The organism is Mucilaginibacter sp., from assembly GCF_036383575.1.
GTDB lineage: Bacteria > Bacteroidota > Bacteroidia > Sphingobacteriales > Sphingobacteriaceae > Mucilaginibacter.
In genome coordinates this window covers 1-8,091 of record NZ_DASVOB010000030.1, presented here as the reverse complement: position 1 = coordinate 8,091, position 8,091 = coordinate 1, and the positions used below count along the sequence as shown (strand labels likewise).

Below are 8,091 nucleotides of genomic sequence, written 5' to 3'. Positions count from 1 at the left end.
TACCCACCAGATCCTGGAAGATATCGGCCTGATGAAAATGTTACCAGGCATGACCGTGATCAACACTTGCGATTATAACCAAACCAAAGCTGCTACTGTTGCTATTGCTGAGTATGATGGCCCGGTTTACTTACGTTTCGGTCGCCCGGTTGTTCCTATCTTTACGGATCCTGATCAAAAATTTGAAATTGGTAAAGCATGGATGGTGAATGAAGGCGCCGATGTAAGTATCTTTGCCACAGGTCACCTGGTATGGCAGGCTATTTTGGCCGGCGAAATTCTGGCTGAACAGGGTATTGATGCCGAGATCATCAACATCCACACCATTAAACCGCTGGATGAAGAGGCTATTTTGAAATCGGTAGCTAAAACAGGCTGTGTAGTTACTGCCGAAGAGCATAACCGTCTTGGTGGTTTAGGTGACAGCGTTGCCCAGGTGCTTGCGGTACACAACCCTTCACCACAGGAGTACGTAGCTGTTAATGACAGCTTTGGCGAAAGCGGTACACCTGAACAACTGATGACCAAATACGGTTTAGATGCCGAGCATATTGTGGCAGCGGTTAAAAAGGTGATAGAAAGAAAAAACAAAAAAGGTTAATTAAACCTTTAACATTAATAAAATTCTAAAAATGTCGGTACAGGTTGAAGATTCAGAGATATTAAGCAAATTCCAGGACGAAAAAACCCGGAATGAGGCATTTAACCTGTTGTTGAAAAAATACCAGCAAAAAATATACTGGCACATCAGGCGCATGGTTGTTGATCATGACGATGCTGATGATTTGGTTCAGGATGTTTTTGTAAAGGTTTGGAAAAACCTTGCCGGTTTCAGAAACGACGCGCAACTGTACACCTGGATGTACAGGATAGCATCCAACGAATGCATTACTTTTTTGAATAAGAAAAAACAAAAAAATAATGTTTCGTTGGATGATGTTGCTTACGAGCTGGCTGATACACTGGCCGACTCAACGTATTTTAATGGCGACGCAGCGCAGCGTAAACTACAGGAAGCACTGCTTACCCTGCCCGAAAAACAACGGCTTGTTTTCAATATGAAATACTATGAAGACATGAAGTATGAAGAAATGTCGCAGGTTTTGGGTACCAGTGTAGGGGCTTTAAAAGCCTCTTTTCATCTGGCAGTCAAGAAGATAGAGGCTCATTTGCTTGGTCACGATTAATTTTTAATTTACGTTAAACCTTTTAGCACAATACCAATCTATAGTTGTGTATGAAAAGCGATATGGACAATAGGGAATGGCTGGATGATTTCATCGCGCTGAAACAGGTTAGCAAAACTAACCCGTTCACAGTGCCTGAAGGCTATTTCCATGAGTTAGCGCAGCACATTACAACACGCATAAGGCTTGAGGGATTAAAAAACTATCCATCTGCAGGGTACACGGTACCTGAAAATTACTTCGACGAGTTAAATAGCAATATCCGGAGCCGTATAAATATTGAACGTGCTTTTAGCGCAGGTGATTCGGGGTTTACCGTTCCCGAAAATTATTTTGATGAGCTTAGCAGCAACATTCAAAGCCGTATTGTGGTGGATGAAGCCACGGATGCGGGTGAGGGTTTCACGGTGCCCGAAAATTATTTTGACCAGCTGAGCAGCAATATCCAAAGCCGTATAACGGTGGAGGAGGCCATGGGCGATGAAGGTTTCACGGTACCTGAAAATTATTTTGACGAACTGAGCAGCAATATCCAAAGCCGCATTGCGGTGGAGGAGGCCATGGGCGATGAAGGCTTTACTGTTCCTGAAAATTATTTTGAGGAGCTGAGTGCCAATATACAAAGCCGAATTGCGGTGGAGGAAGCCATGAGCGCCGAGCATGAGGGTTTTGAAGTGCCTGCAAACTATTTCGATCAGCTTAGCCAGCGCATCCTGGATAAAACAGTTAATGCGGAGGTTGAAGAAGTAGAGGAACTGGACAACGTTGTAAGCATCAACAAAGCTAAGCCTGTACAGAAAAAAGGTATGGTAAGAAGGCTTTGGTCTTCACCTACTATCAGGTATGCTACAGCCGCTTGTTTTGCCTTAATACTTGGCGTAGGCGTTATTTTCAGGGCTGATCTGCAACCATCGGATCATAATCACTCTTATTTGCATGAGCAGGTATCATCAGTTCCTGTTGATGAAATAAAAAGCTATCTTCAGTTGCACATGGACGCAAGCGATACCCGTACACTGATAGATGCTAATCAAAAAAGCAACACAAGTAATGCAGACGAAGATCTGTCGGATTATATAGATAATTAACAGAGGAAAACATTTAATGAGTAAACTGATCAGGCATATTTGTATTGTATTATTTGTTATGGCAATAGGCTATGAAGCTGTGGGACAGGTTAACCGCTTTGTTCCGGCTCAAACGCCTTCAAGGCCCGAGTTTAACCCCGTTCGCCCCAATGGTAATAACAAAAAGGGCGCTATGGGTAAAAAACTTGAGGCAGCCCGTAACAGGTATATCAGCCGCCAGCTTGATCTTACAGATGAAGAGGGCACTAAATTTTGGCCGCTTTACAATCAGTATCAGCAGGAACTTACTGCTGTGCGCATCCTGAAACGTTTAAACAACTCTACATCATCAACCAACGGCACCGAGCAAATAGATAAAGAAATTTATTACGAAAGCCAGCTGGTAGGGATCCGTAAGCGCTACCGCGATTCATTCTCCAAGATCCTTCCTCCTGAGAAGGTAAGCATCCTGTACAAAAGCGAGCAGGAGTTTAACGACGAGCTCATCAAACAACTCAGCGAACGCAGCGAAAGAGCGGGGAATTAGGGTTAGTGATTAGATGTTGGAGTTTAGAGATTAGTTGTTTTTAGTCTCTACAAAATTAAAAGTATTTCAAATAACATTTACAGATGGATTTTCGTCCGTCTGTTTTAGTTTATCTTTGTCGGTAAATCTAAGTAACCGTCATTGCGGACCTAAGACTTACGAAGTTTTCAAAACTTCGTAAGTCTGGATTCTACTACTCGTCATTGCGAGGTACGACGCAATCCCCTATAAGCAGAGCCGCTCTGTATAGTTCGCGGTTGCTTAGTACCTCGCAATGACGGTTTGGATTTTAACAGTTTTGAATACAACTTAACAACATGCCAACTCTTCGCCAGCTTTTTCTTGCCAACAACGCCCAAACTACCAATTTTCCTTTATTGCTTGAATTTGAGCGCGCCGAAGGTATTTATATGTACAATGCGGAGGGTAAGCCGTATATCGACTTGATCTCGGGTATTGGCGTGAGCAGTCTTGGGCACAGCAACCCTTATGTTATTGATGCCATAAAACAGCAGGTTGATAAATACATGCACCTGATGGTTTACGGTGAATATGTGCAAACACCACAGGTGCGTTTTGCCGAAAAGCTTGTTTCCGAACTTCCGGATAACTTGCAGTCGGTATATTTTACCAACTCGGGTGCCGAGGCTGTTGAAGGGGCATTAAAGCTTGCTAAACGCTTTACCGGGCGGCGGCAGGTTGTTGCCTGCCTCAACTCATATCATGGCAGTACGCATGGCGCATTAAGCGTTATGGGCAACGAGGAGTTTAAGCAGGCTTACCGGCCTTTGTTGCCGGGTGTAAATTTTATCCGTTTTAATAATCCGGATGATCTTCAACTGATCACCGAAGAAACGGCCTGTGTCATCATCGAAACCATCCAGGGTGAGGCTGGTATCCGCGTACCGGATATTGCTTATATGCAAGCCTTACGGGCACGTTGTACCGAAACAGGAACGTTGTTGATACTGGACGAGATCCAGGCTGCCTTTGGGCGTACCGGAAAGCTATTTGCTTTTGAGCATTTTGATATTGTTCCTGATATTTTGCTTCTGGCAAAAGCGTTGGGTGGCGGCATGCCTATTGGTGCATTTATTTCATCTAATGGGATAATGGACGCACTGAAGGAAAACCCTATTCTTGGTCATATCACCACGTTTGGCGGGCACCCGGTATGTTGTGCGGCAGGTTTAGCCGCGTTAGAATATCTGCTGGATAATAACCTGGTATCCGCTGTTGGCGAAAAGGAAGCCTTGTTTCGCGAATTGCTTGTACATCCTGCTATACAAAGCGTGCGCGGTAAAGGGCTCATGATGGCTATAGAATTGGAAAACTTCGACCTCAATAAAAAAATAATTGACCGTTGTATTGAAAATGGTGTAATAACCGATTGGTTCCTGCATTGCAGCAATTCAATGCGATTAGCGCCGCCGCTTATCCTTACGCATGATGAGATCAGGAAAGCTTGTGATGTGATTGTTGAAGCGGTTGATTATTATAGCAGATAGTAACTCGCCTATTGACTCACCCGGTCTACGCTTCGCTGGACCACCCTCTCTCCGGCTTTGCCGCAAAGAGGGCAAATATTAATCTCTCTTTTCTTCACCCTCTTTGCGAAGCAGAGAGGGGCGACAAGCGCAGCAACCTCGGGGCGAGTCAGCTCTACGCTATTCGCCCCTGTAACTTGCCTGTTACAACGTGTTAGTAATCCTCCTTTATTTTAGTTTGAGTTAAATTGGTATGGTTTGTGCATTTATAGTGTTGCCTATAAAAATAGTGCTTTAAATGTACCCGAAGGCATAAATAAGGTCACTTGCTGCACTTTTTTGTAGTCATTTGCTTTTTACAATTAATTAAAATTGTGGTAATGAAAAGCATCTAAAACAACGCATCTATACTCAATCTACATATGAAAATAGCATATATATCCACTTATCCCCCCCGCGAATGCGGTCTTGCAACATTTAATAACAATTTAATGCGTGCCATCAGCTCAAATTTTCCCGAGCGGCAAACCTTAGCACAAAGCGGTTTTGTTGTGGCGCTTAATGATTCGGAGAATTTACAGGAATACGAATACCCGGAGGAGGTAAAATATGTTATCCGCCAAAATCACCAAAAAGATTATATCCGTGCGGCCAACTATATTAACACCAGTAATGCCGATGTGTGCATTATGGAGCATGAATTTGGGATCTACGGTGGCGAGAGCGGTATTTATATTTTACCGCTGATCAATCGCCTGGAGAAGCCCCTGATCTCTATTTTACATACTGTATTAAAAGATCCAAGCTATGTGCAGCGCATCATTATTCGTGAAATAGCAGAGCAATCATCAAAAGTTGTGGTGATGAGTAAACGCGCGGTTGAGTTTTTGACCAACGTTTACGAGATCCCTGCCGATAAGATCCAGATCATAGAGCATGGTGTACCTGATGTAGAAGCTCCGGCTGAAAATCCGGTTAAGAACTTGTCGTCATTTAAAAACAAGCGTGTGATGCTCACCTTTGGTTTGCTGAGCCGTAACAAAGGTTTGGAAACCGTAGTAAAAGCACTACCCAAAATAGTTGAAAAACATCCCGATGTAATGTACGTGGTATTGGGCAATACACACCCGGGAGTGATCAAAAGTTCGGGTGAGGAATATCGCGATCACCTGAAATCGCTTGCCGCACAGCTGGGTGTTTCAAAGAACCTGGCTTTCATAGCCAAATTTGTATCGGAAGAGGAGTTGGTAAATTATCTTACCGCCTGCGAGATGTATGTAACGCCATATTTGAACGAAGCACAGATCACCAGCGGTACATTATCCTACGCGGTAGGGGCAGGAGCTGCGGTAGTATCAACACCATACTGGCACGCTACCGAGCTGCTGGCCGATAAACGAGGTCGCCTTTTTGATTTTAAAAACTCAGATGCATTGGCCGATACAGTTATCGAATTGCTCGATCAGGATCGCGTATTGAAGGAATTAAAAGAAAATGCTTATCAATATGGCCTGCATTTACGCTGGCCGGTAATTGGCGCCGAGTTTATTAAAGTAGCACAGGAGTCCCTCGTTAGATATGACTTTAGTGACAAGATCCTGCGTAATAGCATTGTTGATCCGGAGATTCTGCCAAAATTCAGTTTAACCCATGTATTACGTTTAACCGACGATACAGGTATAGTGCAACACGCCAAATACGGCATCCCTAATCTGAAAGAAGGTTATTGTTTGGATGATAACGCCCGCGCCCTCATCATGGCGCTCATGGCTTATCAGCGTAACGGGAGCCGTGAAGCTTTTGAACTGCTGCCGATATACCTCAGCTACATCCACTATATGCAAACGGACGATGGTAACTTCCGCAACTTTCTGAGTTTTGACAGGCGATACCTGGACGAAGTTGGATCGGAGGATTCCTTTGGCCGTACAATATGGGCATTAGGTCATTTGATCGGTTGCGCGGCGAGTAATTCTTACCGGGAGTTTTCGCTGGAGATCTTCCATAAATCGGTACCCCATTTTGCAGCACTCAAACATTTGAGGGGAATGGCCAATACCATAATCGGCATCAGTTTATACCTGCAGGTTTATCCCACGGATGAGGGCATGGTGAAGATCTTAGCCAACCTTACCCAACCATTGATCGATGCCTACAACAATACCCAGTCTGACGATTGGCAATGGTTTGAGGAAAAGATGACCTATGATAATGCTATCCTTCCGCTGGCCTTGCTGCATTCATGCGAGATCACCGGTAACGAAGAAGCCAAAAAGATCGCCATGGCGACCATGGCTTTCCTTGATCAGCTTACGTTATCAAATGGTTATTTAAGCCCGGTTGGTAATGATGGCTGGTATTACCGCGGAGGTACGTTCCCAACTTTTGATCAGCAGGCTATTGAAACGATGGCTATGGTACTGATGCACTTTCAGGCATACCAGATTTTCAGGGTACCTCAATACATTGAAAAAATGTTCCTGAGCTATAAATGGTTCCTGGGCGAAAATACACTGCGCGCACCGCTGTATGACCATGAAACCAAGGGCTGCTGCGATGGATTGCTGCCCGGCGGTATAAACCGTAACCAGGGTGCCGAAAGTACGCTGGCTTACCTGATATCGCATTTAACGGTGCTGAAAGCATTCGAGTTGGAATACGAGTACAATAAATACGGCCAAAAAATGCAGACTTGCTAAATGAAGGTAGCCATATTAGCCCCTGTTGCCTGGCGCACACCGCCCAGGCACTACGGGCCCTGGGAGCAGATAGCATCAAACATAGCCGAAGGTATCATCAAACTTGGGGCCGAAGTAACACTTTTTGCTACAGGTGATTCGATAACCGCGGGAACACTTGATGCCATTTGCACCACTGGTTATGAGGAAGACAGAACGCAGGACGCTAAAGTGCTGGAATGCCTGCACATCAGCAACCTGATGGAAAAGGCAAGCCAGTTTGATATTATTCATAACAATTTCGATTTTCTGCCGCTTACTTATTCGGGGTTGATCAAAACGCCGGTGATCACTACCATACATGGTTTTTCATCGCCGAAGATCATCCCTGTTTATAAGAAATATAATAGCAGGGGACATTATGTTTCCATCAGTAATGCCGACCGGAGTCCCGAGCTTGATTATTTAGCCACGGTATACAACGGACTTGATACCCGTGATTTTCAGTTTTATGAACAGCCGGATGATTACCTCTTATACTTCGGCCGGATCCATCCTGATAAAGGCACTGCTGAAGCCATAGAGATCGCTAAAAAGAGCAAAAGAAAGCTGCTGATAGCCGGCATAGTGCAGGATGTCAATTATTTTAAAGAAAAGATAGAGCCGCAGCTATCCGAGGATGTTGAATATATTGGTCATGCAGGGCCTGATAAACGGCGGGAGCTTTTAGGAAATGCTTATGCATTGTTACATCCTATTAGCTTTAATGAACCTTTTGGGTTGAGTGTAGCCGAAGCCATGCTTTGCGGTACACCAGTTATTGCTTTTAACCGCGGTTCGATGCCCGAGTTGATCAAAGATGCACAGACAGGCTTTTTAGTTAATACGGTTGACGAAGCGGTTGACGCTGTTGATTGGCTCGATCAGATCAGCAGGGCTGATTGTTATGATTGGGCAAACTCACAGTTTTCAAGTGAAAAGATGGTAAGTGATTATTGGGCATTGTATAATAAGATATTGGGATAAAAAGAAAACGCTGCCGCGGGTTTAGCGAAGCGTAACCCGTGGTATAACATGATTTGGGCTTTCAGCCCAAGTAGATAAAGCTGAAAGCTTTAATCATAG

At 44.3% G+C, this 8,091-nt stretch carries 7 protein-coding genes; all 7 read left to right on the top strand.

Annotated features, from left to right (window positions below; genetic code table 11):
- On the top strand, window positions 1-601 hold a 601-nt coding region (locus VF500_RS00985; protein WP_330857884.1), incomplete at its 5' end, for a transketolase family protein.
- Between the two features lie 31 nt (window positions 602-632).
- The gene (locus tag VF500_RS00980; RefSeq protein WP_091221884.1) at window positions 633-1,187 is read left to right on the top strand and encodes an RNA polymerase sigma factor; all 555 of its coding nucleotides are present in this window, start codon (window positions 633-635) and stop codon (window positions 1,185-1,187) included.
- 50 nt (window positions 1,188-1,237) lie between these two features.
- Entirely contained in the window at window positions 1,238-2,275 is a 1,038-nt protein-coding gene (locus VF500_RS00975) for a hypothetical protein (RefSeq protein ID WP_330857883.1), read from the top strand.
- Window positions 2,276-2,291: 16 nt separating this feature from the next.
- Window positions 2,292-2,801 (top strand): hypothetical protein, encoded by a 510-nt coding sequence (locus tag VF500_RS00970; protein ID WP_330857882.1) that lies wholly within the window; start codon window positions 2,292-2,294, stop codon window positions 2,799-2,801.
- 317 nt (window positions 2,802-3,118) lie between these two features.
- Complete coding sequence (locus tag VF500_RS00965) at window positions 3,119-4,309, top strand: aspartate aminotransferase family protein (RefSeq protein ID WP_330857881.1); 1,191 nt, start codon at window positions 3,119-3,121, stop codon at window positions 4,307-4,309.
- 401 nt (window positions 4,310-4,710) lie between these two features.
- Complete coding sequence (locus tag VF500_RS00960) at window positions 4,711-6,987, top strand: glycosyltransferase family 4 protein (protein ID WP_330857880.1); 2,277 nt, start codon at window positions 4,711-4,713, stop codon at window positions 6,985-6,987.
- Window positions 6,988-7,992: a glycosyltransferase family 4 protein gene (locus tag VF500_RS00955; protein ID WP_330857879.1), complete on the top strand. Its 1,005-nt coding sequence runs from the start codon at window positions 6,988-6,990 to the stop codon at window positions 7,990-7,992.
- Window positions 7,993-8,091 lie beyond the last annotated feature (99 nt).